General features: G+C 72.9%; 30 protein-coding genes and 1 pseudogene. 16 read left to right on the forward strand and 15 right to left on the reverse strand.

All coding sequences use genetic code 11. The annotated features are described in order from the left end of the window. Nucleotides 1-4 precede the first annotated feature (4 nt). Nucleotides 5-907, forward strand: coding sequence for a Bax inhibitor-1/YccA family protein (locus ACF07V_RS27570; RefSeq protein WP_392158091.1), 903 nt, complete (start codon nt 5-7; stop codon nt 905-907). An 83-nt stretch (nt 908-990) separates the two neighbouring features. Here ACF07V_RS27570 and ACF07V_RS27575 read toward each other — a convergent pair whose 3' ends face one another. Beyond that, entirely contained in the window at nt 991-1548 is a 558-nt protein-coding gene (locus tag ACF07V_RS27575; protein ID WP_392158092.1) for a TetR/AcrR family transcriptional regulator, read from the reverse strand. 103 nt (nt 1549-1651) lie between these two features. Between ACF07V_RS27575 and ACF07V_RS27580 the strand changes: the two are divergent. Then, nucleotides 1652-2523 (forward strand): annotated as a pseudogene (locus tag ACF07V_RS27580) (alpha/beta fold hydrolase). Nucleotides 2524-2536: 13 nt separating this feature from the next. Here ACF07V_RS27580 and ACF07V_RS27585 read toward each other — a convergent pair. Continuing rightward, nucleotides 2537-2767: a DUF4287 domain-containing protein gene (locus tag ACF07V_RS27585; RefSeq protein WP_189805629.1), complete on the reverse strand. Its 231-nt coding sequence runs from the start codon at nt 2765-2767 to the stop codon at nt 2537-2539. A 109-nt stretch (nt 2768-2876) separates the two neighbouring features. On the opposite strand from ACF07V_RS27585, the gene ACF07V_RS27590 reads away from it, so the two are divergent. Then, nucleotides 2877-3206, forward strand: a complete 330-nt coding sequence (locus ACF07V_RS27590; RefSeq protein WP_392158093.1) for a hypothetical protein — start codon at nt 2877-2879, stop codon at nt 3204-3206. A 39-nt stretch (nt 3207-3245) separates the two neighbouring features. Here ACF07V_RS27590 and ACF07V_RS27595 read toward each other — a convergent pair whose 3' ends face one another. The 3 genes from ACF07V_RS27595 to ACF07V_RS27605 form a co-directional block, all read right to left on the reverse strand. Beyond that, the gene (locus ACF07V_RS27595) at nt 3246-4088 is read right to left on the reverse strand and encodes a hypothetical protein (RefSeq protein ID WP_392158095.1); all 843 of its coding nucleotides are present in this window, start codon (nt 4086-4088) and stop codon (nt 3246-3248) included. 356 nt (nt 4089-4444) lie between these two features. Continuing rightward, nucleotides 4445-5665, reverse strand: a complete 1221-nt coding sequence (locus ACF07V_RS27600; RefSeq protein ID WP_392158097.1) for an acetyl-CoA C-acetyltransferase — start codon at nt 5663-5665, stop codon at nt 4445-4447. A gap of 482 nt (nt 5666-6147) precedes the next feature. After that, nucleotides 6148-7134, reverse strand: coding sequence for an SGNH/GDSL hydrolase family protein (locus tag ACF07V_RS27605; RefSeq protein ID WP_392158173.1), 987 nt, complete (start codon nt 7132-7134; stop codon nt 6148-6150). Nucleotides 7135-7253: 119 nt separating this feature from the next. Between ACF07V_RS27605 and ACF07V_RS27610 the strand changes: the two genes are divergently transcribed. The 3 genes from ACF07V_RS27610 (at nt 7254) to ACF07V_RS27620 (ending at nt 10268) form a co-directional block, all read left to right on the forward strand. Then, nucleotides 7254-8642, forward strand: coding sequence for a cystathionine beta-synthase (locus tag ACF07V_RS27610; RefSeq protein WP_392158098.1), 1389 nt, complete (start codon nt 7254-7256; stop codon nt 8640-8642). A 251-nt stretch (nt 8643-8893) separates the two neighbouring features. Continuing rightward, nucleotides 8894-9373, forward strand: a complete 480-nt coding sequence (locus ACF07V_RS27615) for a hypothetical protein (RefSeq protein ID WP_392158099.1) — start codon at nt 8894-8896, stop codon at nt 9371-9373. A gap of 61 nt (nt 9374-9434) precedes the next feature. Further along, nucleotides 9435-10268: a MurR/RpiR family transcriptional regulator gene (locus ACF07V_RS27620; RefSeq protein ID WP_392158100.1), complete on the forward strand. Its 834-nt coding sequence runs from the start codon at nt 9435-9437 to the stop codon at nt 10266-10268. A gap of 11 nt (nt 10269-10279) precedes the next feature. On the opposite strand, the gene ACF07V_RS27625 is transcribed toward ACF07V_RS27620, so the two are convergent. From ACF07V_RS27625 to ACF07V_RS27650, 6 genes are all read right to left on the reverse strand, one after another. Then, nucleotides 10280-10651 carry a hypothetical protein gene (locus tag ACF07V_RS27625; RefSeq protein ID WP_392158102.1) on the reverse strand — a complete coding sequence of 124 codons (372 nt, stop codon included), beginning with the start codon at nt 10649-10651 and terminating at the stop codon, nt 10280-10282. A 41-nt stretch (nt 10652-10692) separates the two neighbouring features. Continuing rightward, nucleotides 10693-11127: a roadblock/LC7 domain-containing protein gene (locus ACF07V_RS27630; protein WP_392158104.1), complete on the reverse strand. Its 435-nt coding sequence runs from the start codon at nt 11125-11127 to the stop codon at nt 10693-10695. After that, on the reverse strand, nt 11127-11891 hold the full coding sequence (locus ACF07V_RS27635; RefSeq protein ID WP_392158105.1) for a transcriptional regulator: 765 nt from the start codon (nt 11889-11891) through the stop codon (nt 11127-11129). The genes ACF07V_RS27630 and ACF07V_RS27635 overlap by 1 nt, the downstream gene beginning before the upstream one ends. After that, nucleotides 11888-12280, reverse strand: coding sequence for a hypothetical protein (locus tag ACF07V_RS27640; RefSeq protein ID WP_392158107.1), 393 nt, complete (start codon nt 12278-12280; stop codon nt 11888-11890). Before ACF07V_RS27640 ends, ACF07V_RS27635 begins: the two co-directional genes overlap by 4 nt. A gap of 152 nt (nt 12281-12432) precedes the next feature. Beyond that, nucleotides 12433-12912 (reverse strand): SRPBCC family protein, encoded by a 480-nt coding sequence (locus ACF07V_RS27645; protein ID WP_392158108.1) that lies wholly within the window; start codon nt 12910-12912, stop codon nt 12433-12435. 44 nt (nt 12913-12956) lie between these two features. Further along, nucleotides 12957-14294: a diaminopimelate decarboxylase gene (locus ACF07V_RS27650; RefSeq protein ID WP_392158109.1), complete on the reverse strand. Its 1338-nt coding sequence runs from the start codon at nt 14292-14294 to the stop codon at nt 12957-12959. 94 nt (nt 14295-14388) lie between these two features. Between ACF07V_RS27650 and hutU the strand changes: the two genes are divergently transcribed. The 4 genes from hutU to hutI all read left to right on the forward strand — a co-directional run bounded on the left by hutU (nt 14389) and on the right by hutI (nt 19899). Further along, nucleotides 14389-16065, forward strand: a complete 1677-nt coding sequence (gene hutU / locus ACF07V_RS27655; RefSeq protein WP_392158110.1) for a urocanate hydratase — start codon at nt 14389-14391, stop codon at nt 16063-16065. Between the two features lie 17 nt (nt 16066-16082). Then, on the forward strand, nt 16083-17279 hold the full coding sequence (locus ACF07V_RS27660; protein WP_392158175.1) for an allantoate amidohydrolase: 1197 nt from the start codon (nt 16083-16085) through the stop codon (nt 17277-17279). Then, nucleotides 17270-18631, forward strand: coding sequence for a formimidoylglutamate deiminase (locus ACF07V_RS27665; RefSeq protein ID WP_392158111.1), 1362 nt, complete (start codon nt 17270-17272; stop codon nt 18629-18631). The genes ACF07V_RS27660 and ACF07V_RS27665 overlap by 10 nt, the downstream gene beginning before the upstream one ends. A 98-nt stretch (nt 18632-18729) precedes the next feature. Further along, nucleotides 18730-19899 carry an imidazolonepropionase gene (gene hutI, locus ACF07V_RS27670; protein WP_392158113.1) on the forward strand — a complete coding sequence of 390 codons (1170 nt, stop codon included), beginning with the start codon at nt 18730-18732 and terminating at the stop codon, nt 19897-19899. 16 nt (nt 19900-19915) lie between these two features. On the opposite strand, the gene ACF07V_RS27675 is transcribed toward hutI, so the two are convergent. Both ACF07V_RS27675 and ACF07V_RS27680 read right to left on the reverse strand, forming a co-directional pair. After that, nucleotides 19916-20266 (reverse strand): VOC family protein, encoded by a 351-nt coding sequence (locus tag ACF07V_RS27675; RefSeq protein WP_392158115.1) that lies wholly within the window; start codon nt 20264-20266, stop codon nt 19916-19918. Between the two features lie 67 nt (nt 20267-20333). Continuing rightward, entirely contained in the window at nt 20334-20726 is a 393-nt protein-coding gene (locus tag ACF07V_RS27680) for a hypothetical protein (RefSeq protein WP_392158116.1), read from the reverse strand. Nucleotides 20727-20838: 112 nt separating this feature from the next. On the opposite strand from ACF07V_RS27680, the gene ACF07V_RS27685 reads away from it, so the two are divergent. Continuing rightward, the gene (locus ACF07V_RS27685; RefSeq protein ID WP_392158118.1) at nt 20839-21429 is read left to right on the forward strand and encodes a hypothetical protein; all 591 of its coding nucleotides are present in this window, start codon (nt 20839-20841) and stop codon (nt 21427-21429) included. 1 nt (nt 21430) lies between these two features. On the opposite strand, the gene ACF07V_RS27690 is transcribed toward ACF07V_RS27685, so the two are convergent. Beyond that, entirely contained in the window at nt 21431-21559 is a 129-nt protein-coding gene (locus tag ACF07V_RS27690; protein ID WP_392158120.1) for a hypothetical protein, read from the reverse strand. 415 nt (nt 21560-21974) lie between these two features. Then, nucleotides 21975-22907, reverse strand: a complete 933-nt coding sequence (locus ACF07V_RS27695) for an RNA polymerase sigma factor SigF (protein WP_392158121.1) — start codon at nt 22905-22907, stop codon at nt 21975-21977. A gap of 222 nt (nt 22908-23129) precedes the next feature. On the opposite strand from ACF07V_RS27695, the gene ACF07V_RS27700 reads away from it, so the two are divergent. From ACF07V_RS27700 to ACF07V_RS27720, 5 genes are all read left to right on the forward strand, one after another. Continuing rightward, the gene (locus ACF07V_RS27700; RefSeq protein ID WP_392158122.1) at nt 23130-23498 is read left to right on the forward strand and encodes an STAS domain-containing protein; all 369 of its coding nucleotides are present in this window, start codon (nt 23130-23132) and stop codon (nt 23496-23498) included. An 89-nt stretch (nt 23499-23587) separates the two neighbouring features. Beyond that, entirely contained in the window at nt 23588-24007 is a 420-nt protein-coding gene (locus ACF07V_RS27705; RefSeq protein WP_041129544.1) for an ATP-binding protein, read from the forward strand. 119 nt (nt 24008-24126) lie between these two features. Next, a complete protein-coding gene (locus ACF07V_RS27710; protein ID WP_392158177.1) occupies nt 24127-24810 on the forward strand; it encodes a peptidase in 684 nt (227 codons plus the stop codon). Then, nucleotides 24810-25652, forward strand: coding sequence for a hypothetical protein (locus ACF07V_RS27715; protein WP_392158124.1), 843 nt, complete (start codon nt 24810-24812; stop codon nt 25650-25652). The genes ACF07V_RS27710 and ACF07V_RS27715 overlap by 1 nt, the downstream gene beginning before the upstream one ends. Beyond that, nucleotides 25649-26707, forward strand: coding sequence for a hypothetical protein (locus ACF07V_RS27720; RefSeq protein ID WP_392158126.1), 1059 nt, complete (start codon nt 25649-25651; stop codon nt 26705-26707). The genes ACF07V_RS27715 and ACF07V_RS27720 overlap by 4 nt, the downstream gene beginning before the upstream one ends. The last annotated feature ends 7 nt before the right edge of the window (nt 26708-26714 follow it).

The following is a 26714-nucleotide window of genomic DNA, read 5'->3' on the forward strand; positions in this document are numbered from 1 at the left end:
TGAGATGAGGAGCAGCAACCCGGTCTTCTCGCGACGGGGGTTCAGCCGCGACGCCGGCTACGCGGGCTTCAACGCGCAGCAGCCGCAGGCCGGGGGCCCCGCCGTCGGAACCAACCCGTACGCCCAGGGCGACCCGTACGCCCAGGGCGCGGCGAACCCGTACGCGACCAACCCGTACGCCCCGCAGGACGTCCAGCTCGGCGCCCCGCAGCAGGCCCGCGGCAATGTGATGACGATCGACGACGTCGTGAGCCGTACGGCCATGACGCTCGGCACGGTCGTGCTCACCGCCGTCCTGTCCTGGCTGCTGCTGCCGGTCGACCCGGCGAACCTGGGCAAGTCCTACGGCATCGCCATCGGTGCCGGCCTGGTCGCGATGGTCCTGTCGCTCGTCCAGTCCTTCAAGCGCAAGCCGTCTCCCGCGCTGATCCTGGCCTACGCGGCCTTCGAGGGCGTCTTCCTCGGCGTCATCTCGGCCGCCGTCTCGACGTACATCGCCGACGGCGTGGTCATCCAGGCGGTCCTGGGCACGATGGCGGTCTTCGCCGGTGTGCTCATCGCCTACAAGATGGGCTGGATCCGCGTCACCCGCCGCTTCTACGGCTTCGTGATCGCCGCCGCGATCGGCTTCACGCTGCTCATGCTGACCAACCTGCTGTTCGCCGTCTTCGCCGGCGGTGACGGCCTCGGCTTCCGCAGCGGTGGCCTCGGCATCGCCTTCGGCATCGTCGGCATCATCCTGGGCGCCTGCTTCCTCGCCCTCGACTTCAAGCAGGTCGAGGACGGCGTGACGTACGGCGCGCCGCGCGAGGAGGCCTGGCTGGCCGCCTTCGGTCTCACCATGACCCTGGTGTGGATCTACCTGGAGATGCTGCGTCTGCTGTCGATCCTTCAGGGCGACGACTGACGCACCCCCTGACTCGGGGGGAAGGGCCCGTCCGGCTTCGTGCCGGGCGGGCCCTTCCGTATGTGTGTCTGGTTCATGCGTGTCTACTTCGCGGCGTCCAGCAGGACCCTCGCCGCGGCCTTCGCCTGCGCGGCCGGTTCGGGGGAGCCGGTGATGCCCGCGACGGCCATGGCGCCGTTGGCGAGCAGGGCCAGCTGGTCGGCGAGGACGGGCGGGGCGCCGAGGGCGTCGGTCTGCTCCGCGAAGTAGGCCCGCAGGGCCTCCTTGTGGTCGCGGGCGATCGTGGCGACCGCCGGGGTGACCCCGCCGAGCTCCCCGAAGGTGTTGATGAACGCGCAGCCGCGGAAGCCGGGCTCCGCGAACCAGCCGGCCAGCCAGTCGAAGACCGCGAGGGCCCGCTCGTACGGCCCCTCGGCGGCCCGTGCGCCATGCCCGGTGAGCGCTGCCCGCACGGCCTCGTCGCGGCGCCGCAGGACGGCCTCGACCAGGAGCTCCTTGGACGGGAAGACCTGGTAGAGCCGCTTCAGGGAGACCCCCGACGCGCCGCGGATGGCGTCCATGCCGACGGCCTGCACCCCCCGCTCGTCGAAGAGCCGCTCCGCGGTGTCGAGCAGCTTCAGCTCGGCCGTTTCCGCGTCCATCGTCCGATCACCCCTTGCGTGGAGAACCATCGTTCTCGTAGTCTACAGGGCATCGGGAGAACGCTCGTTCTCTCGATCGGAAACCGGAAACGGGGAGTCAGCCATGTCCGCATACGCCCTGCGCGCCCGCACCGTCACCGTCGACGGGCTCGACGTCTTCTACCGGGAGGCCGGCGACCCGGCGAACCCCACCCTCGTCCTGCTGCACGGCTTCCCGTCCAGCTCGCACATGTACCGGGGGCTCATCGCCGAGCTCGCCGACGCGTACCACCTGATCGCCCCGGACCACATCGGCTTCGGCGCCTCCGCCGCACCGGCCGTCGAGGACTTCGCGTACAGCTTCGAGAAGCTCACCGAGATCACGCTCGGACTCCTCGACCGGCTGGGCGTGGAGAAGTTCGCGCTCTACATCCAGGACTACGGAGCGCCGATCGGCCTGCGGATCGCCTCGCGCCACCCCGAGCGCGTCACCGCGATCGTCAGCCAGAGCGGCAACGCCTACCTGGAGGGGTTCACGCCCTTCTGGGACGTGCTGTTCGCCCACGCCGAGGACCGGGCGGCGAACGAGGCCGGCGTACGGGAACTGCTGACCGCCGAGGCCACCCGCTGGCAGTACACCCACGGCGTCCCCGCCGACCGGCTCGACCGGATCGGCCCCGAGACCTGGACCCTGGACCAGGCCGGCCTCGACCGGCCCGGAAACAGGAGATCCAGCTCCAGCTCTTCTGGGACTACCAGTTCAACCTGGACGGCTACCCGGCCTTCCAGGAGTACTTCCGCACCCACCGGCCGCCGTTGCTCGCGGCCTGGGGACGCGGCGACGAGATCTTCGGGCCGGCCGGTGCGGAGGCCTTCGCCCGCGACCTGCCGGACGCCGAGATCCACCTCCTGGACGCCGGGCACTTCGCCCTGGAGACGCACGGCGAGGAGATCGCCGCACTCGTCCGCGACTTCCTCGGCCGCCATGTGAAGTGACGGGAGACCGGTCTCAGAGCAGTCTGCGGGCCGCCCGCCGCAGGTCGTACTCGTGGATGATCGCCTTCGCGTGGCCGTACGCCAGCTCGTGCGCCCCGCGGAGCCAGCTGACCCGCTCCTCGAAGCGGAGGAGGGAGGGGCCCTCCTCGACGGTGCGCATCCAGTCGGCGATCTCACGACCGGTGCGGCGCGGGATCCGGGCCAAGAGGTTGCGGTGGGTCTCTTCGGAGAAAGTGTGGGACATCGGCGCCTCCGGACGCTTCGTACCGTGTGCTTCTCGTACTCCTTCCCGTCACCGTGCCGAAGCCTTCGGCCGTTGGCAAGGGGCCCGGGAGGGCGCGTAGGGTCGCGGCGTGCACGATACGAGTGAGTTGACCACCGCCGTCGAGCGGTTCGCCGACCGGCTGCGGGCGGCCCCGCAGAGCCGCCTCAAGCAGGTCGCGGCGGCCGAAGGTCTCGCCCTGGCCAGGGAGTTGGCGGTGCGCGCCCAGCGCGCCGAGAACCCGGACCGGGAGCCCAGGACCATGCCGGACGCGGGCCTCTTCGTGGTCGGGGACCAGCTCGCCGTCGCCGGGAACGATCTGGCCGAAATCCTGCGAACGGCCCCGGCCGGCTCCCACGAGGGAGAGCTGGACGAGGCCGTGAGGCTGGTACGGGAGGCGGCGGAGCGCGCGGGGCTCTGAGACGGCCGCTCCGGGGCCCTGGAGGGCCCCTGTGCGGCTCTAGAGGGAGGCGATGACGCGGTCCGCGAGGATGTAGACGTTCTCCTCGTCCGAGTCGCCGTACGAGAAGGTCAGGGCGAAGGCGCCCGAGACGCCCGAACCACCGAGCAGGACCGGGGTGCGGCCCGAACGCAGGGCCTCCGCGAGGCGCTCCGCGGTCTCGCGGTGCCCCGGGGTCATGCAGAGCGTGGTGCCGTCCGCGAAGACGTACACGTCGAGGGTGCCGAGCGGGCCCGGGCGCACGTCGGTCAGCGCGGTACGGGTGTCCGCGAGCTCCTCCAGGCGGGCCACCGTCCGCTCGTGGTCGGTGACGACGGGCGTCTGCACCGGCACGAAGTCCGGGTGCGAGGGGTGCCGGCGGCGGGCCGCGGCGAGCTCCGCCGAGTCCTCGGGGTACTCGTCGAAGGTGTCGAAGGCGTCCATCGGGTCGGGGCCGTCGAGCGCGGCGGCCTCCGCCTCCATCGCCTCCAGGGCCATCGCCTCCAGGCCCACGAAGTCGGCCTGGCGCGGCACGAACAGCGTGCCGTCGTCGACCGGGCCGCCCAGACCGCCCAGCAGGGACGGGGCGTCGGCCGCGTCACGGGCCTCCTGCGCCGCCCAGAAGGCGCGCGCCTCCGCCAGCTCGCGCTCGCGCTCCTCGGCCAGCGCCTCGGCGACCGCGGCCCGTATCTCGGCGGCGGGCGTGGCGCGGGCCGCGGGGACCGTGGCGCCGTGACCGGCGGCCAGCTCGCCGCGGAGGGCGGTGACCTCCTTGCGGAGACCGTGGACGGCGTGCAGGGCAGCAGCGCCCACGGCCGTGGCGGCGGCCGTGGTCAGCAGCAGGGCAAGAGACATGGCGCTCACTGACGTACTCCCGATTCCGAGTCGATCCCCCGACTTCCTACATCAGCTTGTCCTGGGGTGGTGCCCGCTGTCAGTGCATTACGTCACGAATTGGACAGGTATTTCTGCCAGGAGTTTAGTCCCGAAACCGTTCTGACCTGGGAAAACGAAGTCCCCCGGGACGTAGGTCACATCCTGGGGGAGATTCGGTCACGGCTCGGACGCGGAGCGGTTGACGCGCTCGGCGCATGGAGAGCGGGGGATCAGCCCGCCCCTGTCGGCTCAGTCGCTCGCTTCTTCGGTCGCACCGGGCTTCGCCACCGCTGCGGGCAGGTGCCGCCTTCGTTCCTCAGGCGACCCCTGCCCTCCGCTACGGCTCAGCTCAGTCGCTCGATGACCATCGCCATGCCCTGGCCGCCGCCGACGCACATGGTCTCCAGGCCGAACTGCTTGTCGTGGAACTGGAGGCTGTTGATCAGCGTGCCGGTGATGCGGGCGCCGGTCATGCCGAAGGGGTGGCCGACGGCGATCGCGCCACCGTTGACGTTCACCTTGTCCAGGTCGAGGCCCAGGTCCTGGTAGGACGGGATGACCTGGGCGGCGAAGGCCTCGTTGATCTCGGCGAGGTCGATGTCGCCGATGGTCAGGCCGGCGCGCTTGAGGGCCTGCTTGGACGCCTCGACCGGGCCGAGGCCCATGATCTCGGGGGAGAGGCCGGAGACGCCGGTGGAGACGATCCGGGCCAGCGGGGTCAGGCCGAGCTCGCGGGCCTTGGTGTCGGACATGATCACGAGGGCGGCGGCGCCGTCGTTCAGCGGGCAGCAGTTGCCGGCGGTGACCAGGCCGTCGGGGCGGAAGACCGGCTTGAGGCCCTGCACGCCCTCCAGCGTGACGCCGGCGCGCGGGCCGTCGTCCGTCGACACGACCGTGCCGTCGGGCAGCGTGACCGGGGTGATCTCGCGCTCCCAGAAGCCGTTCTTGATGGCCTGCTCGGCGAGGTTCTGCGACCGTACGCCGAACTCGTCCATCTCCTGGCGGCTGATGCCCTTCCAGCGGGCCAGGTTCTCGGCGGTCTGGCCCATCGCGATGTACGCGTCCGGGACGATGCCGTCCTCGCGCGGGTCGTGCCAGCTGGAGCCCTCGGAGGCGGCGACCTGCGCGGTGCGGGCCTCGGCCTCGGCGAAGAACGGGTTGTGCGTGTCGGGCAGCGAGTCGGAGTTGCCCTTGACGAAGCGGGACACCATCTCGACACCGGCCGAGATGAAGACGTCGCCCTCGCCCGCCTTGATCGCGTGCAGCGCCATGCGGGAGGTCTGCAGGGAGGAGGAGCAGTAGCGGGTGATCGTGCAGCCCGGCAGGTGGTCCATGCCCATCTGCACGGCGACGATCCGGCCCAGGTTGTTGCCCTGCTCGCCGCCGGGGAGGCCGCAGCCGAGCATCAGGTCGTCGATGTCGCGCGGGTCCAGCTCCGGGACCTTGGCGAGCGCGGCCTGGATGATCCTGGCGGTGAGGTCGTCCGGCCGCAGGTCCTTGAGGGAGCCCTTGAAGGCCCGGCCGATGGGCGAGCGGGCGGTCGAGACGATCACGGCTTCGGGCATCACGGCTCCATGAGGGTGCGGAGTGGGCGGACTGAAAGGGAAGTTACCCGTACGTACCGCCGGGGTCACCGTTGCCGGTATGTGATGCGGACCTCTTTTCTAAGCGAGCGCTCAGGCGGGGCGCCCCCGGCCCACCCCGCCGTGCGGGCAATCGTCCCGCAGGGCGGGACGGGTGGGCACACGGGACGGCGCCCCCAGCGGCGCCTCCGCGTTCCGCGCCCTGACCCGCACCCCCAGCGTGCCGCGCAAAGGGGTGCGGGTCCAGGCCTGGAAGCCTCTGGCGCCGGCAGGGCGCGGGTCCGTTGTGCCCACCCTCCCCCAAGCTCTCGGCTTCGCTCGAGCAGGGGGGACCCCCATCGCCCCGGCGGAACGCATGCCCACAACGGGGGTGGGCGGGGGCACCGCCCCGGCGGGAGGAGCGCCCACAACGGGGGCGGCGTGGGCACCGCCCCGGCGGGAGGGGCGCCCACAACGGGCGGGGGTCACGTCTGGGCGTCCTCCGGGGTGGGGGCCGGGGTTTCCGCGGTCGGGAGACGGCGGCGCCGGCGGTGTTTCAGGAGTGCCCACGGAGCACGCGCCCCCGTGACCTCCGTCCCCGCCTCCTTCGCCGCCTCCGCAGCCGCCTTCGCCACCGGAAGCATGTCCTCCCGCCGCTCCGGCTCCAGCCGGTCCGTTTCCGGCCAGACGCCGAGCGCCGCGCACAGCGTCGGCAGGATGGCCATCGCCGCCGTCGCGTACCCCTCCGCCGAGGGGTGGAAGCTGTCGATCCCGAACATCTCGCGCGGGTTCGCCGCGAACTCGGGCCCGAGGAGGTCGCCCAGCGACACCGTCCGCCCGCCCTGCTCGACGACCACGATCGTCTGCGCCGCCGCGAGCTGCCGCGAGGCCCGCCGGGCCAGCCAGCGCAGCGGCTGGTAGACCGGCTCGATCGTGCCGAGATCCGGGCAGGTGCCGACCACCACCTCCGCGCCGGTCGTCCGCAGCCGCCGTACGGCCGAGGCGAGGAGCCGTACCGACTCCGTCGCCGGCAGCCGGTGCGTCACGTCGTTCGCGCCGATCATGATCACGCACACGTCCGGCGGCCCGAGCGGCTGCGCGAGCAGCAGCGAGACCTGCCGCTCCAGGTCGTCCGAGCGCGCCCCCGACAGCGCCACGTTCCGCAGCACGACCGGCCGCTCCGCCACCGCCGCGAGCCCGGAGGCGAGGAGCGCCCCCGGGGTCTGACCCGAGCGGCGGACGCCCTGGCCCGCCGCCGTGGAATCACCCAGAAGGGCCAGCCGCAGGGGGTCCTCCGTGCCGAACGCGCGGCCGTAGAGGCCGTCCGCCACCGGCGGCAGCGGCGCCGGTGCGCCGTAGACCGTGCGCTTGGCCAGCTGTGCCTCGGCCAGGAGGACCCCCACCGCCGCCACCCCGATCAGCCCGATGCTCCCGCCGCCGTACGCCGCACCCGCCGCGATCCGCCGCGCCACCCTCGCCCTCGACATGGGGGCCGTCACCTCCTTCAAGCCGTTCAGGGTCTAACTGCCCCGTAACCCGCTCCGACTACGCATACGCTGGCCACACCATTACGGAGACCCCGGAGATTACGGTGCAATTCCACGACTCGATGATCAGCCTCGTCGGCAACACCCCGCTGGTGAAGCTCAACAACGTCACAGCGGGCATTCAGGCGACCGTTCTGGCCAAGGTCGAGTACTTCAACCCCGGAGGCTCGGTCAAGGACCGGATCGCCGTGCGCATGATCGAGGCGGCCGAGCAGAGCGGGGAGCTCAAGCCCGGCGGAACCATCGTCGAGCCCACGTCCGGCAACACCGGCGTCGGCCTGGCGATCGTGGCCCAGCAGAAGGGCTACAAGTGCATCTTCGTCTGCCCGGACAAGGTGTCGCTCGACAAGATCAACGTCCTGCGGGCCTACGGCGCCGAGGTCGTGGTCTGCCCCACGGCCGTCGACCCCGAGCACCCGGACTCGTACTACAACGTCTCGGACCGCCTCGTGCGGGAGACGCCGGGCGCCTGGAAGCCCGACCAGTACTCGAACCCGAACAACCCGCGCTCGCACTACGAGACCACCGGTCCCGAGCTCTGGGAGCAGACGGACGGGAAGATCACCCACTTCGTGGCGGGCGTCGGCACCGGCGGCACCATCTCCGGCACCGGCAACTACCTCAAGGAGGTCAGCGGCGGGACGGTCAAGGTCATCGGCGCGGACCCGGAGGGCTCGGTCTACTCCGGCGGCTCCGGCCGTCCCTACCTGGTCGAGGGCGTCGGCGAGGACTTCTGGCCGACCGCGTACGACCGGAACGTCACGGACCGGATCGTCGCCGTGTCCGACAAGGACTCCTTCCAGATGACCCGCCGCCTCGCCAAGGAGGAGGGCCTCCTCGTCGGCGGCTCCTGCGGCATGGCCGTCGTCGCGGCCCTGGAGGTCGCCAAGGAGCTCGGCCCCGACGACGTCGTCGTCGTGCTGCTCCCGGACTCGGGCCGCGGCTACATGTCGAAGATCTTCAGTGACGAGTGGATGGCCGGGCACGGCTTCCTGGAGGACACCTCCACCGCCACCGTCGCCGACGTCCTGCGCCACAAGGAGGGCGTCATGCCCTCCCTCGTCCACATGCACCCGGACGAGACCGTCGGCCAGGCCATCGAGGTGCTGCGCGAGTACGGCGTCTCCCAGATGCCCATCGTGAAGCCCGGCGCCGGCCACCCCGACGTCATGGCCGCCGAGGTCGTCGGCTCCGTCGTCGAGCGCGAGCTGCTCAACGCCCTCTTCACCAAGAAGGCCTCCCTGGAGGACCCGCTGGAGCAGCACATGAGCGCGCCGCTGCCGCAGGTCGGCTCGGGCGAGCCGGTCGCCGACCTGATGTCCGTCCTCGGCGAGTCCGCCGACGCGGCGATCGTGCTGGTCGAGGGCAAGCCGACCGGCGTGGTGAGCCGTCAGGACCTGCTGGCCTTCCTGGCCAACGGCGGCTCGAAGTAGGCGGCACGAAGCAGTTCGCGCAACTGGTACGAGGGCGACACGTACCCGCAGCACCCGCTTAACACGCGTCCGGCACATTGGTGGTTGTCGGCGTCACGGACTTCCGGAGCGGCTCCCGGGCCTCCAGAGACGCCGCGGACGCGGTGACCGGCCCTGACCCGGGCCCGTGTCTCTCGCGGGGACCGCCGTCGTCCCGCCCCCCGGTGACGGGGGTGCGGCGGTCCCCGCGCCAACCACGTCGTCAGGAAGCCGTGAAGACAGAACGAAGAGGCGGAACCGCGCCCTGGGCCAAGGTCCTGGGCGCGGTTCTGCTCGTTCCCGCCCTGGCGCTCGTCACGCTCCACGCCCTCGCCACGGCCCGCGAGTCCGGCCGGAAGGACGAGGCCTTCGAGGCGACCCGGGCGGACGCGGAACGGTTCGCCGGCCTCCTCGCCCCGGAGGGCGGCACGCCCTCCGAGCAGGACGTCCGCGAGGCCCTCGACCGGTTCGCCGGCGACGGCCCGCACCTCGGGTCGCTCGCGGGGGTGCGTCCCACGGAGCACGGCACCCGGGTCCTCGTGCTGTTCTCCCGCCCGTACGAGCGGACCGTGGTCGTCTTCGGGCCGGCCGAGGCCATGGCCGTCCGCTGTTTCACCATCGAGCTTCCGGAGACCGCCCGGGTCCGGCCCCGGGTCACGGCCCACGGGCCGGAGGAGTCCTGCACGGCGATGGCCGCCCACCCCTCGCCCTGAGCCCGCCGACTGCATATCCTTATGCAAGGTCTTATGTGGGTGAATAGATGAAGGGGGCGGCATGAGCGACAGCCCGGCCGGTCGGCTGCAGGCGCTCTTCGAGGGGCACCGGCTGACACCGACGCAGCGGCGGATCGCGCACTCCATGGTCCGGCGCGCCGGCGACGTGCCGTTCCTGTCCAGCGTCGAGCTCGCGGAGCTGGCCGGGGTCAGCCAGCCCTCCGTCACCCGCTTCGCCGTCGCCCTCGGCTTCGACGGCTACCCGGCGCTCCGCAAGCACCTGCGGGAGAGCATGCCCGCGGCCGCCGAGGAGAACTCCGGCCACAACGAGTACCAGCAGGCCGTGCTCGCCGAGATCGAGAACCTCCAGCACCTCGCCGGGCTCCTCGCCGACCCCGCGCCCGTCGAGCGCGCCGGCCGGCTCCTCGCCGGGTCCCGGCCGCTGCCCGTGCTCGGGCTGCGGGCCGCCTCCTCACAGGCCCGCGGCTTCGCCTACTTCGCCGCCAAGGTGCATCCGGACGTCCGGCTCCTCGACGAGGGCGGCTCGATGCTCACGGACCGCATCGACGCGGTCGTACGGGCCGGGGCCACGGCCCTGCTCTGCTTCGCGCTGCCCCGGCACCCCAAGGAGGTCGTCGAGGCCCTGGAGTACGCACGGGCGGCCGGGCTCACGGTCGTGACCGTCGCCGAGTCGGCCTTCGCGCCCGTCGCCGTCCACAGCGACCTGCTCATCCCGGCCGCCGTCGGCACCGGGCTCGCCTTCGACACCGCCTGCGCGCCGATGCTCCTCGGCCGGGTCCTCCTGGAGGCCATGGCCGACGAACTCCCCGACGCGCAGGCGCGTCTGGAGGAGTTCGACACGAAGGCGGCGGCCCGGGGCCTGTTCGTCGAGTAGGGGGTGTCCCCTCAGACCTCCAGCTCGGCCTCGATCTTCTTCAGCTGGTGGCGGGCCATCGCCAGGTTCGCGCGGCTCTTGTCGAGCGCCAGGTAGAGGAAGAGGCCGTTGGTGCCGCGCCCCTTGAGGAGCCGGATCAGGTGGTACTGGCCGCCGAGGGTGATGAGGATGTCCTCGATCTCGTCCTTGAGGCCCAGCATCTCCATCGTTCGGACCTTGGCCCGGACGACGTCGGTGTTGCCGGCCGCGGCCATGTTCAGATCGAGGTCCTTGCCGCCGCCGATCGTGCCGAGCGCCATGCCGCTGGTGTAGTCGACGAGGGCGGCGCCGATCGTGCCTTCGATCTGGGCCGCTTCCTTGAGGGAGGTTTCGGTGTTCGCCATGGGTCTCGTACTTCCTTCTGGGTTCGGTGAATCCGTACGGGTCAGTTCAGGTCTCTGCGTTCCAGCGCGCCGTCGACGAGTTCCCCTATCCGGGTGCTCGCCCTGCGGGCCTCCAGATGGAGCCGCCCCACGTTGATCCGGGGTTCGGCGAGCAGCGTCAGGACGGCCGAGCCGCCCGCCGCGTACGTCGCGACATAGCCGTCCTCGCCGCGTACGAGCAGCTCACGGAAGCGGCCCTGCCCGGTGGTGTCGGTCAGCCGCTGGCCGACGCCGAGCGCCGCCGCGGTCAGCGCGGCCACGCTCTCCGCCTCGCCGTCGACCGTGTCGTGGGCGAGGACGAGGCCGTCGGCGCTGGCCGCCAGGGCTCCGGTGAGCTGGGGCAGCCGGGCCCGCAGCCGTCTGAGCTCGCCGAGGACCTCGGCTTCTGCGGTCATGAGCTGTTTCCTTTCGGCGCGCAGGCGCAGGGCACGCCTCATCACAGGTGTGCCTCCAGGGCGTCACGGAGCCGGCGCAGCAGGGCGATGTCGGGATCGGCCACCGGCGGTGCCGGTAAGAGCACCGGCGGGGGCGGTACGGAGTCGGGTTCCGGCGGCGTCTCGACGAGCCCGGCGGCGGCGAGGCGCCGCACGTCGATCAGCGTGTGGAAGGCGGGGCGGCCGAGCAGCCGGGCCAGCTCCGCCGGGGTCCGCTCGCCGTCGGCGGCGGCGAGCAGCGCGCGCTGCCGGGCCCCCACGGTCTGGCCGGGGGAGGCGGGGCGCGGCACGACCGGGGCGGTGTCGACGGAGGCGTACGGCCATACGGCGTCGAGGAGTTCGCGGCGGCGTACGGTCTCGCGCTCGACGGCCTCGGCGGAGACCGGCCGCACCGTCCCGAACCAGTGGCCCACCCCGTACCGGAAGCGGGTCGGCCCGCTGGTGGGGGAGAGGGCGAAGAAGGCCGCGTCGAAGACGGCGCCGAGGTGGCATATCTCCAGCTCGCCGTCGTGCAGCCGGCCGCTGTCGACGAGGAAGCGGCCGACCGCGCGGTGGGCCCCGGCCCGGTCGACGGCCTCGTCCCAGCCCTCGCGGGGCAGCCGGCCGCCGGTGGTGAGGAGGACGTCGACGCCGGGGGCGGCGGGGGACTCGGCGTGCACGACCCGGCCGTCGACGAGGTAGAGCGTGCCGTGGTCGCGGAGCAGGGCGCCGGTGGCCTTCTCGGCGGCGAGCCGGACCAGCATCGGGGAGACGGCCGTCCGGTTCATCCGAGGACCAGTCTCTCGGCGAGGTCGCGGAGCCGGAGGCGGGCGAGGGCGAGGTTGCCGGAGTCGCGGTCGAGCCAGAGGTGGAGGAAGACGCTGCTGTCGAAGGAGGTCTCGACGAAGCGGAGGACGTGGTAGCCGGCGCGGGTGGTGAGGATCAGGTCCTCGACGGGCGGTTCGCCGCCGGGGCCTTCGCCCTCTGCGGTGAAGGAGTCGAACTCGGCTGCGGAGCGGGCGAGTTCGGCGGTCTCGGCGGCCGTCGTCTCGTGGTCGCCGACCGGTGAGTCGCCCGCCGTCCCGAGCGCGAGCCCGCTGGTCCAGTCGACCAGGGAGGCGCCCCGGGCCCCGGGCAGGGCCATGGCCTCCCGTAGGCACTCGTCGATTCCGGGCACGCGGATTCCCCTCCCGATGCGGCGTGCGAACGTACGGCAGTGACGGTGACGCTACTGAACGTTCGTGCCCCGGGGAGGCGTTCTGGCATTTTCCATCGGAACATGCCGCTGTCTGACTCGAATTGATCCGAAAGGATCTCCGGAGGGGTCGATCAGCCGCGCGACTCCACCGTGTGCGCGATGTCGGACAGGTCCTTCGCGAGCGCCTTCGCGACCGCCTTCGCCCCGAACCGGGCGAGCAGCCGGGCGACAAGACCGATGGTGCGGCCGCCCGCCGGCCGCGCGGAGAAGGCCATCCGCAGGGTGGTGGACCCGGCGCCGTCGGGCGTGAGGGTGAGCTCGGAGACGTAGTGCATCCCGTGCGACTCGGCGACCGTGACGTACCGGTCGGGCGGCTCGCACTCGGTCACCGTCATCTCCTCCGTCGCCTCCTTGCCCAGCATCCGCCGGGTCTCGCGCCAGCGCGTGCCCACGCCGAAGCCGCCCTCGGTGAGCACCTCCACCCGGTCGACGCCGGAGAGGACCCGGGGCATGTCCCGCAGGTCGGTGATCGCCTCCCAGACCCGCCCGGGGGAGGCGGCGACCCGGCGCTCGGCGACGACGGAGGTGGTGTCCGTACCCGTTCCAGTCATGACCTCATCGAAACCGGGCCGCTCCCGACGCGCTACCGGACCGGCTACCCGGCGTGCTGCCGGACCAGCGCGTCCGCCCGCGCCCCGCCCGCCTCGGCGACGATCTCGTCGAGGGTCTGGGCCGCGCGGACGGTCGTGAAGGTCACCTCCCCGTCGTCGTCGACCGTGAACCCGTGGATCCCGGGCCGGGGCAGGCTGTTGTACGCGTAGTGGTGGGCGAAGTAGTACGCGCCGGTGTCCGGGACCGCCACGACGTCCCCCGGGTGCAGCAGCGGCAGGGCGCGGCCCGTGGCGAGCAGGTCCCCGGCGAAACAGGCGGGGCCCGCCACGTCCTGGACGGTGACGTCGCCGGTGCGGGGCCGGCCCTCGGAGTCGTACGCGAGGACGCGCAGCGGCCAGGACTCGGGGGCGTAGACCGTACGGGTGGCCAGCTGCACGCCCGCGTGGGTGACGGCGATCGGGCGGCCGCCGGACGTCTTCGTGTACTCCACCCGGGCGAGGACCGTGCCGTGCTTGGCGAGCAGGGAGCGCCCGAACTCGGTGACGAGCCGGTAGCGGCCGTCGAAGAGGCCGGGGACGGTGTCGGCGAGCAGCCGGGCGTACTCCGCGTACGTCGGGGTCTCCTCGTCGGAGGTGAAGTTCACCGGGAGCCCGCCGCCGATGTCGAGGGTGTCGATCTGCTGCCTGCCGGCCGCCCGGTTGATCTCCTCGGCCAGCGCGTACGCCTCGCCGACCCCCTGGGCCATGAGGGCGAGCGGGATGCCCTGGGAGCCGGTGTGGGTGTGCAGCCGGGTCAGCCAGGGCCGCTCCAGGTAAGCGGTGACGACGGTCTTGCGGGCGCCTTCGTCGCGGAGCGCCACGCCGAACTTGGAGGTGGCGGTCGCGGTCGAGAGCGCGCCGATGGAACCGGCCCCGACCTGCGGGTTCACCCGGAGCCCCAGCGGTGAGGCGGTGGGGGCGGAGGCGACGAGCGCGTCGAGGCGGGCCAGCTCCTGGAGGTTGTCGGCGTTGACGGCGATCCCGAGCGCGAGGGCCTGGCGGAGCTCGGCCGGGGTCTTGGCGGGGGAGTCGAGGACGGTGTGCGCGGGCGGGACGCCGGCCGCGCGGGCGAGGGCCAGCTCGCCGGGGCTCGCGACCTCGACGCCGAGCCCGGCTTCGTGGAGCAGGCGCAGGACGGGGACGAGCGGGGTGGCCTTCACGGCGAAGGCGTGCAGCACGTGTGCGTCGGTGACGGCGGCGAAAGCGCTGGTCAGGGCCGCGGCGGAGGCGCGGATGCCGGCGGTGTCGAGAAGGGCGACGACCGGTTCGGCGGGGGAGAGGAGTCCTTGATCGACGGTGGCTCGGACGGCGAGATCGCGACGGGAGGAGGCCATGGGATCCATCCTCGTCCACCGTATGGCCGGTACGCCCTGTTGACTACAACTATTCAGCGAGCCAAGATGTGAATATCTGAACGACATCCGAGGAGGCACCCCCATGTCAGGACCCCGCCCCGTGCGAGCCGCCCGCGGTACGGAACTGAGCGCCCTGGGATGGCAGCAGGAAGCCGCCCTCCGGATGCTCCAGAACAACCTCGACCCCGAGGTCGCCGAGCACCCCGACAAGCTCGTCGTCTACGGCGGCACCGGCAAGGCCGCCCGCGACTGGCGCTCCTTCGACGCCATGGTCCGCACCCTGCGCACCCTCAAGCAGGACGAGACGATGCTCGTCCAGTCCGGCCGCCCGGTCGGCGTCATGCAGACCCACGAGTGGGCCCCCCGCGTCCTCCTCGCCAACTCCAACCTCGTCGGCGACTGGGCCAACTGGGAGGAGTTCCGCCGCCTGGAGCAGCTCGGCCTCACCATGTACGGCCAGATGACCGCCGGCTCCTGGATCTACATCGGCACCCAGGGCATCCTCCAGGGCACCTACGAGACCTTCGCCGCCGTCGCCGCCAAGAAGTTCAACGGCACCCTCGCCGGGACCATCACCCTCACCGCCGGCCTCGGCGGCATGGGCGGCGCCCAGCCCCTCGCCGTCACCATGAACGACGGCGTCGCCATCTGCATCGACGTCGACCCGCGCGCCATCGAGCGCCGCATCGAGCACCGCTACCTGGACGTCAAGGCCGACAACCTGGCCCACGCCCTCCAGCTCGCCACCGAGGCCCGCGACCAGAGGAAGCCGCTCTCCATCGGCCTCCTCGGCAACGCCGCCGAACTGCTCCCGCAGATGCTCGCCGAGGGCGCCCCGATCGACATCGTGACCGACCAGACCTCGGCCCACGACCCGCTCTCGTACCTCCCGATCGGCGTCGCCTTCGACGACATGGCCGACGCCGCCGCCAAGGACCCGGCCGGCTTCACCCAGCGCTCCCGCGAGTCGATGGCCAAGCACGTCGAGGCCATGGTCGGCTTCATGGACGCCGGCGCCGAGGTCTTCGACTACGGCAACTCGATCCGCGGCGAGGCCCAGCTCGCCGGCTACGACCGCGCCTTCGCCTTCCCCGGCTTCGTCCCCGCCTACATCCGCCCGCTGTTCTGCGAGGGCAAGGGCCCGTTCCGCTGGGCCGCCCTCTCCGGCGAGGCCTCCGACATCCACAAGACGGACAAGGCGATCCTCGACCTCTTCCCCGAGAACGAGTCCCTCCACCGCTGGATCAAGATGGCCGGCGAGCGCGTCCACTTCCAGGGCCTCCCCGCCCGCATCTGCTGGCTCGGCCAGGGCGAGCGCGACAAGGCGGGCTCCATGTTCAACGACATGGTCGCCGACGGCACCCTCGCCGCGCCCCTCGCGATCGGCCGCGACCACCTCGACTGCGGCTCCGTCGCCTCCCCGTACCGCGAGACCGAGGCCATGCTCGACGGCTCCGACGCCATCGCCGACTGGCCGCTGCTCAACGCCATGGTGAACGTCGCCTCCGGCGCGTCCTGGGTCTCCATCCACCACGGCGGCGGCGTCGGCATGGGCCGCTCCATCCACGCCGGCCAGGTCTCCGTCGCCGACGGCACCAAGCTCGCCGGCGAGAAGATCCGGCGCGTCCTGACGAACGACCCCGGCATGGGCGTCATCCGTCACGTCGACGCCGGCTACGACATCGCCGAGCGCGTCGCCGACGAGAAGGGCGTCCGCGTCCCGATGCGCGAGGGCTCCGACGACGAGGCCTCGGCGTGAGTGCCACCTTCCACGCCATGTGGCGGTCGCTGCGGCCCATCGGCCGCAGCGCCGCCTCCGGTGGCTACCGCCGCTACGCCTGGACCGAGGCCGACGCCGACTGCCGGCTCTGGTTCCGGATGCAGGCCGAGGCCCGCCGCCTGGACGTCGAGACCGACCGCAACGGCAACCAGTGGGCCTGGCTCGGCGACCCGACGGCCGGCGACGCCGTCGTCACCGGCTCCCACCTGGACTCCGTCCCCGACGGCGGCGCCTTCGACGGCCCCCTCGGCGTCGTGTCCGCCTTCGCCGCCCTCGACGAACTCCGCGCCCGCGGCGTCTCGTTCAAGCGGCCCCTCGCCATCGTCAACTTCGGCGACGAGGAAGGAGCCCGCTTCGGCCTCGCCTGCGTCGGCTCCCGTCTCACCGCCGGCCGGCTGACGAAGGAGCAGGCGTACGAGCTCCGCGACGCCGACGGGATCAGCCTCCCGCAGGCCATGGAGGCGGCCGGGTACGACCCCGCCGCGATCGGCGCCGACCCCGAGCGGCTCGCCCGCATCGGCGCCTTCGTCGAGCTCCACGTCGAGCAGGGCCGGGCCCTCGACCTCTCCGGCGACCCCGTCGGCATCGCCTCCTCCATCTGGCCGCACGGCCGCTGGCGGTACGACTTCGCCGGCGAGGCCAACCACGCGGGCACCACCCGCCTGGTCGACCGCCGCGACCCGATGCTCACGTACGCCGAGACCGTCCTCGCGGCCCGCCGCGAGGCCGAACTCGCGGGCGCCGTCGCCACCTTCGGCAAGATCGCGGTCGAGCCGAACGGCGTCAACGCCATCCCGTCGATGGTCCGCGGCTGGCTCGACGCCCGCGCCGCCGACCAGGGCTCCCTGGAGAAGGTCGTCGAGGGAGTCGAGACGGCGGCCCGCGAGTACGCCGAGCGCCACGGCATCGACCTCGCCGTCGTCCAGGAGTCCTCCACCCCGATCGTGGAGTTCTCGCACGCCCTGCGCGACGAGCTCTCCCGCATCCTGGGCACCACGGGCAAGGTGCCGGTCCTCGGCACGGGAGCGGGACACGACGCGGGCATCCTGTCCGAATCGATCCCGACCGCCATGCTGTTCGTACGGAACCCCACCGGCGTCTCGCACTCCCCGGCCGAGAACGCGGCCGAGGACGACTGCGTGGCCGGGGTCATCGCACTCGCCGACGTACTGGAGGAGCTGGCGTGCCGCTGACGACGTACTGGCTGGAACACGCCTGGCTCGACACGAACGTCGAGCCGGGCGTGGCCCTGACCGTATCGACAGGCGGCTCCGCCGCGGGCACCGACGGCCGGATCACCGCCGTACGGACGGGCGTGGAGACGCCCCCGCCCGGCGCGGTCGTCCTCCGCGGCCTCACGATCCCGGGGCTCGCCAACGCCCACTCGCACGCCTTCCACCGCGCCCTGCGCGGCACGGTCCAGGTCGGCTCCGGCACGTTCTGGACCTGGCGCGAGATCATGTACACCGTCGCCCAGCGCCTCACCCCCGACAGCTACTTCGCGCTCGCCCGCGCGGTGTACGCGGAGATGGCCCTCGCCGGCGTCACCTCCGTCGGCGAGTTCCACTACCTGCACCACGCGCCCGGCGGCAGCGCCTACGCCGACCCCAACGCGATGGGCGAGGCCCTGATCGCCGCGGCCGGGGAGGCGGGCATCCGCATCACCCTCCTCGACACCGCGTACCTCTCCTCCGGCTTCGGCGCCGCCCCCGAGCAGCACCAGCTCCGCTTCACCGACGGCACGGCCGAGAAGTGGGCGGAACGCGTGAGCGCGCTGAAGGAGCGCGACGGCGTACGCGTCGGAGCGGCGATCCACTCCGTACGGGCCGTCCCGGCCGACCAGCTGTCGACGGTGGCCCGCTGGGCGCGGGACCGGCAGGCACCCCTCCACGTCCACCTCTCGGAACAGACCGCCGAGAACGAGGCCTGCCTCGCCGCCCACGGCATGACGCCGACGCAGCTCCTCGCGGAGCACGGCGTCCTCGGCGCGCGGACGACGGGCGTCCACAACACGCACATGACGGACGGGGACATCGCGCTCATCGGCGGCTCCTCCACCGGCACCTGCATGTGCCCGACGACCGAACGGGACCTCGCCGACGGCATCGGCCCTGCCGTCGCCCTCCAGCGCGCCGGCTCGCCGCTCTCCCTCGGCAGCGACAGCCACGCCGTCATCGACCTCCTCGAAGAGGCGCGGGCCATGGAACTGAACGAGCGCCTGCGCACCCGCACCCGCGGCCACTGGACGGCCGCCGCGCTCCTCCGCGCGGCCACGGCGGACGGCCACGCGGCCCTCGGCTGGCAGGACGCGGGCGTCCTGGAGACCGGCGCCCTGGCCGACTTCACCACGATCACCCTGGACTCGGTCCGCACGGCGGGCCCGGTCCCGCGCCTGGCGGCCGAGACGGCGGTCTTCGCGGCGACGGCGGCGGACGTGCACCACGTGGTGGTGGGCGGCCGGACGATCGTCCGGGACGGCAGCCATGTCTCGGTACCGGACACGGGCGAGGCCCTCGCGACCGCGATCGCCGCACTCAGAAGCTGACCGTCGGGTTGTGGGCAGGCGTTCCGCGGGGGCGGAACGGATGGGCACAACCCGACCACCGGCCCGCACCCGAACGACCCGTCCCCACGGAGAGCAAGATGACGACGACGCTGATCACGAACATCGGCAGCCTGGTCACGAACGACCCCACCCTCGGCGAAGGCCCCCTGGGCCTGATCGAGAACGCCGCGCTCGTCCTGGAAGACGAGAAGGTCGCCTGGGCGGGCCCGGCAGCACAGGCCCCCGCGGCCGACCACGCGGTCGACGCCGCCGGCCGCGCCGTCATCCCCGGCTTCGTCGACTCCCACTCGCACCTCGTCTTCGCGGGCGACCGCACGGCCGAGTTCAACGCGAGGATGTCGGGCCAGCCGTACAAGGCGGGCGGCATCCGCACGACGGTCGCGGCGACGCGCGCCGCCACGGACGCGGAGCTCTCCGCGAACGTGGCCAAGTACATGTGGGAGGCCCTCCGCCAGGGCACCACCACCTTCGAGACGAAGTCCGGCTACGGCCTGACCGTCGAGGACGAGGCCCGCGCGCTGCGCATCGCGGCCGAGCACACGGACGAGGTGACCTACCTCGGCGCGCACATCGTCTCCCCGGACTACGCCGACGACCCGGCCGGGTACGTGAAGCTGGTGACCGGCGAGATGCTGGACGCCTGCGCCCCGTACGCCCGTTGGGTGGACGTGTTCTGCGAGAAGGGCGCCTTCGACGGCGACCAGGCCCGCGCGATCCTCAAGGCGGGCATGGCGAAGGGCCTCCAGGCCCGGGTGCACGCCAACCAGCTGACGTACGGCCCCGGTGTGCAGCTGGCGGTCGAACTGGACGCGGCGAGCGCCGACCACTGCACCCACCTGACGGACGCCGACATCGACGCCCTCGCCCAGGGCAACACCGTCGCCACGCTGCTGCCCGGCGCCGAGTTCTCCACCCGCGCCGAGTGGCCGGACGCCCGCCGCCTGATCGACGTCGGCGTGACGGTCGCCCTGTCCACGGACTGCAACCCGGGCTCGTCCTTCACGTCCTCGATGCCGTTCTGCATCGCGCTCGCGGTACGGGACATGCTGATGACCCCGGACGAGGCGATCTGGTCCGCCACCGCCGGCGGCGCGGCGGCCCTGCGCCGCACGGACGTCGGCCACCTGAACGTCGGCGCCCGCGCGGACCTGACGATCCTCGACGCCCCCTCCCACGTCCACCTGGCCTACCGCCCGGGCGTGCCGCTGATCGCGGAGGTCTGGCGGAAGGGCGTGCGGGCGGTCTGAGGACGGGGCGCGCGGTTCAGCCCCGGTGACCCAGCACGTTGACCACGCGGCCGTCCGGGTCGCGGACGAAGAAGCGGCGGACGCCCCATTCCTCGTCGGTCAGGGGGTGGACGATCTCCGCGCCCGCCGCGCGCACCGTCTCGTAGGCCGCGTCGACGTCCTCGACCTCCACGCTGAGGTCGGGGGCGACGGGGGCGGTCGGGTCGGCGGACATCAGGCTGAGCTGGGCGGTGGGGACGGACGGGGACGCGAGGGTCACGATCCAGCCGTGGTTCATGACCTCCTCGAAGCCGAGCAGGCCGTAGAACGCGCGGTTCTCGGCCGGGGCCTCCGTCCGGAGGTCGGGGACGACGCGGCGGACGGTCATCGGGTGCTCCTGAGCATCGGAAACGGTGCGTACGGCTCGTCATCGGACGTGAGACCAGGATGCACTCCTACCGGTCGGCGGGGGCGCTCCCGCCACGGCGCCGCCGGCGGAACTCGTGGACGACCTCGATCCCGCCCAGGATGTGCGCGTTGAACTCGTCCAACTCCTCCGCCGGGACCCACAGTTCCAGGATGGTCCGGCCACCCGCCCGCTGGACCGGGTAGCGGCGGAGGAACTCCGTGTCGACCTCGAAGCGGGTGACGTAGCCGGCGCCGTCGTGCTTCACGTTCCAGTCGCGCGCGATCCTCACCGCGTAGTCCTCGTTGAGCACCGGATAGAAGATCGGCTGCTCCGGCAGTCGCGGCGGCCACGCGCGCCATCCCGACTCCCGTACGAGCTCCAGCTCGACCGGGCCGGTGGGGCGCCACAGGGTCGTCGTCGGGCGGGTGCGGGCGGTCATGGCGGTTCGCTTTCCGGGCGGGGTCGGGGTTCCGAACGGTAGCGGCGGTCCGGTGGGGCAGGCACTCCTATTTCCGTGGCCGGTCGGCCGGGTCCCGTGCGAGCTTGGGCGCATGGGGAACTCGCGGGCCTACGCCGTCTTCACGACCACCGACGCCGACGAGGCGTACGCGCGCGCGTGGCGGCTCGTCGGGCTGCTCGAACGCGTCGACGCGGAGGTGTACGTCGACGTCGAGGTCCGCACCGTCGAGGAGGCGCGGCGGGTCGCGCGGCTGCTGCCGGGCGCGGACGTCGACCGGGTGGAGATCGAGCGGGACCCCGAGACCGGGGAGTACGTCTACTGCACGCTCGATCTCGACACCGCCGGGGACGACGAGATCCGCGCCGAGCTGCCGCTGTTCCTCTCCGCCGAGGTGCCCGCCCCGACCGTCGGGCCCGAGCTGGTCCGAGCGGTCGGTGACGGCATCACCGACGTCTGGTGGCGCGGGCGCTGGCCGGACGACCCCGACGCGGACCAGCGCGGCTTCGACAAGTACGACGGCGTCCAGCTCGTCCTGCACGGGGACAGGGCCCAGATCGACGACTGGACCCCGCACCACACCGTCTTCGTGCACGTCGACAAGTGGGGCGACCTCCCCCGCGCCCGGAAGCTCGCCGCCCTCGTCGGCGGCGAGGTCCTCGGGGACGTCCAGATCGGCTGGTAGCTCAGCCCGACAGCGCCCGGACCAGCTCCGCCGCCGCCCCCAGCGCCGCCACCTCCTCCGCCGTCAGGTTCGCGTCCGACGCACGGCGGCCGCGGGCCGCGGGGAGGTGGGGGAGGAGCGGGGAGGCCACGTGGGACAGGAGGGCCGCCCTCCTCGGCCCCACCGCCGTGTGGGCAATCGTCCCGCAGGGCGGGACGGGTGGGCACACGGGACGGCGCCCTCAGCGGCGCCTCCGCGTTCCGCGCCCTGACCCGCACCACTTGTGCGCCGTACCTGAGGGTGCGGGTTCAGGCACTGAAGCCTCTGGCGCCGGTAAGGGCGCCGTTCCGTTGTGCCCACCCGTTCCGCCCCTTGCGAAACGCATGCCCCCAACGGTGGGGCGCTGTGCGAGCGCGTGCACGTCCGCCGTCCTGCCCTGTCCGATGATCTCCAACCGGCCCTCCCCGTCCGCCCCTTGGTGTGCGGAAGGGCCCGTCCCGGGTCGGTCGACCGTGAACGGGCCCTTTCCGCAGCCATCCTGGCGGTTCGAGGCGTCGGTGTGGAGGTCACTCCTCCAGCGTCAGCCCGCGCCGCAGCCGGCCGAGGGTGCGGGCGAGCAGCCGGGACACGTGCATCTGCGAGATGCCGAGTTCCGCGCCGATCTCCGACTGGGTGAGGCCGGAGACGAAGCGCAGGGAGAGGATCTGCCGCTCGCGCGCCGGCAGCGAGGCGATCATCGGCTTGAGGGAGGCGATGTACTCGATCCCGGTGAGCCCGTGGTCCTCGTAGCCGAGCCGGTCGGCGAGCGCGGCCTCGCCGCCGGCGCCGTCCTCCTCGTCGGGCTGCGCGTCGAGCGAGGCCGCGGTGTAGGCGTTGCTCGCGGCCATGCCCTCGACGACCTCCTCCGGCGCGATGCCGAGCTCCTCGGCGAGCTCGGCGACGGTCGGCGCGCGGTCGAGGCGCTGGGAGAGCGCGTCACCGGCCTTGGCGAGGTCGAGCCGCAGCTCCTGGAGCCTGCGGGGCACGTGCACGGACCACGAGGTGTCGCGGAAGAAGCGCTTGATCTCGCCGATGATCGTCGGCATCGCGAACGTCGGGAACTCGACGCCGCGGGTCAGTTCGAAGCGGTCGATCGCCTTGATGAGGCCGATCGTGCCGACCTGGACGATGTCCTCCATCGGTTCGCTGCGGGTGCCGAACCGGGCGGCGGCGAACCTGACCAGGGCGAGGTTGAGTTCGACCAGGGTGTTGCGGACGTACGCGTAGTCGTGGGTGCCCTCCTCCAGCTCGGAGAGCCGGGCGAAGAGCTGCTTCGACAGGGCGCGGGCGTCGACCGGTCCGATCCGGTCGAGCGGCGTGTCGAGCAGCCGGTCGGGCAGATCGACGACGGGGGCGCCGGGCGCACCGGGCGCGCCGGGAGTGACAGGTGCGGCAGGGGGGAGGGGGACTGCTGCCGACGGCGCGTCGGGGGTACGCGGGGCGTCGAGCCGGGGTGACATGGGTCTCCTTCGGGTTCTTCTCGCTGCGGTTTGCGGCGCCTCCAAAGCCGGCCGGGTCGGACGTTCCCTTCTAGCCCTACCCGCTCGACCCTGATGGTTGCAAGTGGCAATAATCCGTTTCGCCCCGATATGGGAGGTACCTCATGTGCATCGGAGGGCGCGCCACTTGTAGGGTTCGGGGCACGTCAGTCGGCATCCGCGACAGCGAGAAGAGGCACGGCCATGGACCGCGAACACATCGGCAGCGCGCCGCCCGCGCGGCTGCGGGTCGAGGTCCGCGACGTCGCCGGAAGCGCGCTCCTCACGCCCGTCGGTGAGCTCGATCACCACACCGCCGAACTGCTGCGCACCCCGCTGGACACCGCCCTCGACGCGGGCCGCGCACGGCTCGTCGTCGACTGCACGGGCCTGGAGTTCTGCGATTCGACCGGGCTCAACGTGCTGCTCGGCGCCCGGCTGAGGGCGGACGCCGCCGGCGGCGGCGTCCATCTGGTGGGGATGCGGCCCGCGGTGGCCAGGGTGTTCCACATCACGGGCGCGGACGCCGTCTTCACCGTCCACGAGACGCTCGCCACAGCACTCCCCGGCTGAGACCGGCGTCATACGTCCCGCCTGCTGCGCCACGGCTCCGCCCGTACGTCCTGTCCCTCTGTCCCGTCGATCGGTGAGGTGAAGCGTTGATGGACCAAGCTTCCGACGTCCGGACGCTCGCCCTCGGCGAGACCAGCGGCACCGTGCCGCTCGCGCGCGACTTCACGCGCTCGGCGCTCCACGAGTGGGGCTGGCTGCCGGCCGCCACCGCCGACCGCAGGGCCGCCGCCGAGGACGTCCTGCTCGTCGTCTCCGAGCTCGTCACCAACGCCTGCCTGCACGCCGAGGGCCCCGAGCGGCTGCGCGTCCTGCGGATGCCCCGGACCCTGCGCCTCGAAGTCACCGACCGCGGCGCCGGCCAGCCCGCACCCCGCACCCCGCACCGGTCCGGACGACCGGGGGGCCACGGCATGTTCATCGTGCAGCGCCTCTGCCTCGACTGGGGCATCGACCGCACCCCGGGAGCCCCCGGCAAGACGGTCTGGGCCGAACTGGCCGCACCCGCCTAGGACTTTCACAAGTTCACCCGTTCCCCTGCCTTCCCTCCTCAGGGCCCCGGGCGTACCTTGACGGCCAATCTGAAAGACCGTCAGTTACGTTGCGGTGAGGGGTGCTCGGGGTGTCCAAGGTGCCGAACCGGAGGAGAACGACCGCCGCGCTCACGGCCGCGGTCGCCGTGGCGGGTGCGACCGTGCTGGCCGGGGCGCCGGCCGCCCACGCGGCCGTCGTCGACGTCAACTACGCCTGCGAGACGAAGATCGGGCCGAAGAGCGCCGTCTCGCCCGTCGACATCAAGGCCGTCAAGAGCGGCAGCGGCTACACGATCACGATGTCGTTCGAGAAGGGCGTCTCCGACAGCCCCGTCGAGCTCCCCAAGGGCGTCATGACCCCGCGCGCCGAGCTCGTCCTCGGCGGCGACGCCAGCGGCACGGTGAAGGTGACGGGCACGCCGAACACGGCCGCCATCCCGCCCGACACCCCGATCAAGATCGGCACGCTGACCGGCACGTTCACCCCGAAGAAGAACGGCAAGGTCACCTTCACCGCGGGCGTCCTCACCGTGCACGCCCTCGGGATGGACGCGGCCGTCTGCACCCCGAAGAACAACCCGAAGCCCTCCCTCGAACTCCAGGTCACGGGCGTCTCGGGGGGCGGCTCGGGAGACGACACGCCGCCGCCCGCCACCAACGACGACCAGCTGCCCAAGACCGGCCCGCTCGACTCCGCCATGGCGCTCGGCACCCTCGGCGGCACCGTCCTGCTGACCGGCGCCGCCGGAGTCCTCTGGCTCACGCGGCGCACGGCACGCTGATGCGGAGGCGTACGAACGGCCCTCCCGGGCCCCGGACGGCCGCGCGCTCCGGGCTCGCCCTCGCCGCGACCGCGCTCCTCGGCGCGGTCGCGGCGGCGCCACCCGGCGCCCGCGAGTGGACGGCGGCGCCCGCCGCCGGACGGCCGTACGCCTACCTGGAGGGCCCGGCCGGCAGCGTCCTCCAGGACACCCTGTCCGTCACCAACCCCGGCACCGCGCCGCTCACCGTGCGCCTCACCGGCCAGGGCGCCCCGGTCTCCTTCGCCGCGCGGTCCGTGACCGTGCCCGCCAGGACCCGGGCCGACGTGCCCTTCGCCGTGACCGTCACCGCGGACACCCCGCCCGGCGAACACCGCGGCACCGTACGGGCCGTGGCCGCCGGCCGGGAGGTGAGCGTGGATCTGCGGCTACGGGTCAGCGGACCGCACCTCGCCGCGCTCACCGTCGAGGACGTCCACCTCGACGACACGACCGGCACCGTCCGCTACACCCTGGTCAACCGCGGCACCACCGTCCTCGCCCCGCGCCTCGCGGTCCGCGCCGAGGGCCTCCTCGGCACCGTCCTCGACCGCCCGGACCGCCCCCTGCCGCTCACCCTCCGCCCCGGCGAGCGGGCCACCCGGACCGAAGCCTGGCCCGACCCGCCCGCCCTCGACTCCGTCACCGTCCGGCTGACGGCCACCGCACCGGGCGCCGCCCCCGCCACCGCCCGCGCCGAGGCCGCCTTCGCCTCGGGCCCCGCGCTGACCGGAGCGGCCGGACTGCTCGTCGTGGCGGCGGCCGGAGCCGGGTACGCGGTGCGGCGGCGCGGAAAGTCCCGTACCCAGCCGGAGGCAGCATGAGGACGATCCGTACGGCCGCCGCCCTCCTCGCCGCCCTCGCCCTCGTCCTGCTGCCCACCGCCCCCGCGGCGACGGCGGCCCCGGGGCCCGTCGTCGAGCTCTCCACGACCGAGGGCGGCAAGGGCGGCGAGATCACCGTCAGCGGCAGCGGCTGGAAACCCGGCGCGCTCCTCATGCTCCTGATCTGCGGTCAGGGCGCCCCCGGCAAGGGTGTCGTCGGCGGCACCAACTCCTGCGCCAACACCGAGGGCCGGGCGGCGACCGTCGACAGCCGGGGCGCGTTCAGCGCGAAGCTCCCCGTCGCCGAACCGCCCAAGCCCTGCCCCTGCGTGGTGCACGTCGCCGGGGTCACCGGCCAGCAGGACGCCGTCGACAAGGAGTTCACGGTCGCCGGGCACCCCACCGCCCCCCTCCCCGAAGCCTCCGGCGACGGCCGCCTCGCGGTCCTCGCCGCCGTCCGGCTCGACGGCTCCAGCGGCCTCCTCGTCTGGTTCGGCGCGCCCCCGCGCCGCGAGGTCGTCTTCACCGTCGGCAACCTCGGCCCGGCCCCCGTCAAGGACCCCGTCTTCCAGGTCGGCACCAGCCACGGCGTCTTCGCGCCCCAGTACGAGGAACGCCAGTGGCGCGGCACCGTCGAGCCCGGCGAGAAGGCCCTGATCCGCCTCCCCGCCGAGCTCACGGCCGGCGCCCACGGCGACTACCAGGTCTCCGTGAAGTACGCGGGCAAGGTCCTCGTCGAGCAGCCCTGGGGCGTCGGCAGGCCCTGGGGCGTGACGCTCTTCTGGGTGCTCCTCGCCGTCGTGGTGCCGGCCGCGCTGTTCCGGATCGGCATGGCCGTGGTCGACCGCGCGCGGCCCGCTTCCGGGGCCGGCCGGGCCGGCGCCCCCAGGACCCGGACGAGGGCGCGCCCGCGTCGGCGCGCCCCGGCCCGTACACCCGCTTCCGCCCCCGCACCGGGGGACGGGGAGACGACCGCGGCCCTGCCGTGGTTCAGCCCTGACTCCGCACCGTCAGCGCCAGAGAGCAGCAGCCCGACGACGAAGGGACATGCGTGAGTACGCA

Source organism: Streptomyces sp. NPDC015661 (genome assembly GCF_043077765.1).
In the GTDB taxonomy this organism is placed as follows: domain Bacteria; phylum Actinomycetota; class Actinomycetes; order Streptomycetales; family Streptomycetaceae; genus Streptomyces.

Bases quoted from the DNA above. Each gene is read 5' to 3' on its own strand.
- ACF07V_RS27720 (WP_392158126.1), top strand. From the start codon at position 25,649: ATGAGGACGATCCGTACGGCCGCCGCCCTCCTCGCCGCCCTCGCCCTC.
- ACF07V_RS27705 (WP_041129544.1), top strand. From the start codon at position 23,588: ATGGACCAAGCTTCCGACGTCCGGACGCTCGCCCTCGGCGAGACCAGC.
- ACF07V_RS27635 (WP_392158105.1), bottom strand. From the start codon at position 11,891: ATGAACCGGACGGCCGTCTCCCCGATGCTGGTCCGGCTCGCCGCCGAG.
- ACF07V_RS27700 (WP_392158122.1), top strand. From the start codon at position 23,130: ATGGACCGCGAACACATCGGCAGCGCGCCGCCCGCGCGGCTGCGGGTC.
- ACF07V_RS27600 (WP_392158097.1), bottom strand. From the start codon at position 5,665: ATGCCCGAAGCCGTGATCGTCTCGACCGCCCGCTCGCCCATCGGCCGG.
- ACF07V_RS27680 (WP_392158116.1), bottom strand. From the start codon at position 20,726: ATGACCGCCCGCACCCGCCCGACGACGACCCTGTGGCGCCCCACCGGC.
- hutI (WP_392158113.1), top strand. From the start codon at position 18,730: ATGACGACGACGCTGATCACGAACATCGGCAGCCTGGTCACGAACGAC.
- ACF07V_RS27715 (WP_392158124.1), top strand. From the start codon at position 24,810: ATGCGGAGGCGTACGAACGGCCCTCCCGGGCCCCGGACGGCCGCGCGC.
- ACF07V_RS27660 (WP_392158175.1), top strand. From the start codon at position 16,083: ATGTGGCGGTCGCTGCGGCCCATCGGCCGCAGCGCCGCCTCCGGTGGC.
- ACF07V_RS27585 (WP_189805629.1), bottom strand. From the start codon at position 2,767: ATGTCCCACACTTTCTCCGAAGAGACCCACCGCAACCTCTTGGCCCGG.
- ACF07V_RS27570 (WP_392158091.1), top strand. From the start codon at position 5: ATGAGGAGCAGCAACCCGGTCTTCTCGCGACGGGGGTTCAGCCGCGAC.
- ACF07V_RS27620 (WP_392158100.1), top strand. From the start codon at position 9,435: ATGAGCGACAGCCCGGCCGGTCGGCTGCAGGCGCTCTTCGAGGGGCAC.
- ACF07V_RS27575 (WP_392158092.1), bottom strand. From the start codon at position 1,548: ATGGACGCGGAAACGGCCGAGCTGAAGCTGCTCGACACCGCGGAGCGG.
- ACF07V_RS27625 (WP_392158102.1), bottom strand. From the start codon at position 10,651: ATGGCGAACACCGAAACCTCCCTCAAGGAAGCGGCCCAGATCGAAGGC.
- hutU (WP_392158110.1), top strand. From the start codon at position 14,389: ATGTCAGGACCCCGCCCCGTGCGAGCCGCCCGCGGTACGGAACTGAGC.
- ACF07V_RS27685 (WP_392158118.1), top strand. From the start codon at position 20,839: ATGGGGAACTCGCGGGCCTACGCCGTCTTCACGACCACCGACGCCGAC.
- ACF07V_RS27645 (WP_392158108.1), bottom strand. From the start codon at position 12,912: ATGACTGGAACGGGTACGGACACCACCTCCGTCGTCGCCGAGCGCCGG.
- ACF07V_RS27650 (WP_392158109.1), bottom strand. From the start codon at position 14,294: ATGGATCCCATGGCCTCCTCCCGTCGCGATCTCGCCGTCCGAGCCACC.
- ACF07V_RS27695 (WP_392158121.1), bottom strand. From the start codon at position 22,907: ATGTCACCCCGGCTCGACGCCCCGCGTACCCCCGACGCGCCGTCGGCA.
- ACF07V_RS27630 (WP_392158104.1), bottom strand. From the start codon at position 11,127: ATGAGGCGTGCCCTGCGCCTGCGCGCCGAAAGGAAACAGCTCATGACC.
- ACF07V_RS27675 (WP_392158115.1), bottom strand. From the start codon at position 20,266: ATGACCGTCCGCCGCGTCGTCCCCGACCTCCGGACGGAGGCCCCGGCC.